Below are 2,363 nucleotides of genomic sequence, written 5' to 3'. Positions count from 1 at the left end.
AGAGCCAGCCGGTAGATTGCGTCGATGCCTGGTGTTCTTGCCTTCGTTCTCGCGACGCTCCCGTTCGCCGCGCGGCCCGCTGAAAGCAAAAAGGACCTGTTCCGAGTCGTTTCCGCCTTCGTGGACTACCGCAACCACTCGGGACCCGCGGTTAAACGCTCGATCGTCGAGATGGTGGGCGCGGGTGTCTGCATGCTGGATTACGATGGGGACGGTCTGGACGACCTTTACTTTCCCGACGGCGGAGCGCCCGGGCTCCGCACGAGCAATCGCCTGTATCGCAATCGCGGCGAGCTCGTTTTCCAGGACGCGACGAGAGAAGCGGGCGTGGGTCACGAGGGCTGGGCGGGGGGCTGTGCCGTGGCGGACATCGATCACGACGGGGACCCGGATCTCTACGTCACCAACACCGGGCCGAACGTTCTCTATCGCAACAATGGGGATGGGACTTTTGAAGCGGTCGAAGCGGGGGTGGAGCACCCCGGGTGGAGCACGGGCGCCGCTTTCGGCGATCTCGATGGAGATGGTCTCGTGGATCTCTACGTCTGCAACTACATCGATCGCGAGCGCGCCGACTTGAAGGCCCGGTGCAGCTACTTTGGGATCGAGGTCTTCTGCGGACCCAACGGGCTTCCCGGCGAGCCCGACGCGCTCTTCCGTAACGAAAATGGCCGCTCGTTTCGTGACGTGACCGCCGAGGCGGGTGTCCTATCTCCTGAAACCCGCGGGTTCAGCGTGCTTTTGGCGGACCTCGACGGCGACCGGCTTCCGGACATTCACGTCGCTAACGACGCCACGATCGATCTCCTCTTCCGGAATCTGGGCGGAATGCGATTCGAGGACGTATCGCTCCTCTCCGGAGCCGGTTATAGCGGCTCTGGAGTCGAGCAGTCGGGGATGGGCTCTACCGCGGGCGATTTCGACGGCGACGGCGATCTCGACCTCTACGTCACCAACTTCCAGCGCGATTACAACACTCTCTACGAGAACCAGGGCGAGCTCCGGTTCACCGACGCCACCGCTCGGCTCGATCTCGCCGTTCCCACATTGCCGTACCTTGGCTGGGGCACGGTTTTTTTCGACGCCGACAACGATGGATGGCTCGATCTCTTCGTGGCCAACGGACACATCTACTCCGAGCTCGACCATCATCCCGAGATCGGCGAGCCCTACGCTCAGAGGAATCAGTTGTTCCTCGGTCACGGGCGAACGTTCGAGGAGGCCCCGCTCGCCGATCACGCGCGAGTCAGCCGAGGCACGGCTCTCGGCGATCTGAACCGGGATGGCGCACTCGACGTCGTGGTCAACAACCTCGACTCGGCGCCCGACCTCTACGTCGGCCGCGTTGCCGGCAAATGGCTCCGGGTGCGGCTGATAGGAACCGCGAGCAACCGGGACGGTCTCGGCGCGACGCTCGTTGTCTCCAGCGCGGGGGCAAATCAATTCCGAGAGCTCCGCACCAGCGACGGATTTCTCGGGGCGAACGAGCCGATAGCGCATTTCGGACTAGGCGAGCTCGAGCGCGTCGACAGGCTGGTGGTGACCTGGCCTTCGGGGCAAGAAGACCGGCTGGAGGGGCTCGAAGCGGGGAGGAGCTATCTCGTCAAGGAGGGCGTGGGTTGGTTGCGCTGACACTTTTCTTGCTGCTGCAGAGCGACCCCCTCACCGAGGCACGGCGCCTCCTGGAACTGGGCGAGCGGGAGCGGGCCATCGCGCTTCTGAGCGAAGCCCGAGAACGCTCGACGTCAGCGCCCCTGCTCGCGTTTCTGGCCCGGCTGCAGACCGAGAGCGATCAGATTCCACAAGCGGCCGCCACGCTCACCGAGGCCCTGGAGCTTCGGCCCGAGCAACACCGCTTGCGTACGACCCTCGGCGCGCTCCTCTTCCGGCTTGGCCGCTATGATGCCGCCCGGAAGGAGCTCGTCCGTGCCCTCGAAGGAGATCCCGCAAACGGGATCACGCACTACTATCTCGGTGCGGTCGCCAAGAGCGAGGGCAATTACGGTGCCGCTCGCGAACACGCGGAGCAAGCAGTAGAGCTCATTCCTGAAGAAGCTCCGAGGGTGGATACGATGGAGCCCTCTCAATTGGTCAACGCGCTCTACCTGCTGGCGGAGGTGCGCTACCTGTCGGACGGCGACGCGGAGCCGCTCCTGAAACGGGTTACCGAGCTCGACGTCACGCATCCCGGAGCGCACTACCTGCTGGGCCAGCTCATGCTGCGGGACGGTCGACTCGAGGAGGCAAAGGAAGAGCTGGAGCTGTTTCGGCGGACGAAGAAGGCCGCCGAGCACATCGCGCTCGCGATGAACGCCTCACGCTACGCCGGAAACCACGAGCTCGCCGTGGCCGAGCTTCGCCTC

Annotated in this window: 2 protein-coding genes; both read left to right on the top strand. The window is 64.5% G+C overall.

What is annotated here, in order from left to right; translation table 11 throughout:
- Nucleotides 1-24 precede the first annotated feature (24 nt).
- Nucleotides 25-1,632, top strand: a complete 1,608-nt coding sequence (locus VEK15_17620) for a CRTAC1 family protein (protein HXV62523.1) — start codon at nt 25-27, stop codon at nt 1,630-1,632.
- Nucleotides 1,620-2,363 (top strand): tetratricopeptide repeat protein (locus VEK15_17615; protein HXV62522.1); only part of this gene is annotated, 744 nt, incomplete at its 3' end. The genes VEK15_17620 and VEK15_17615, both read left to right, overlap by 13 nt.

The organism is Vicinamibacteria bacterium (genome assembly GCA_035620555.1).
Lineage (GTDB): Bacteria > Acidobacteriota > Vicinamibacteria > Marinacidobacterales > SMYC01 > DASPGQ01.
This window is presented reverse-complemented; position numbering and strand designations above follow the sequence as displayed.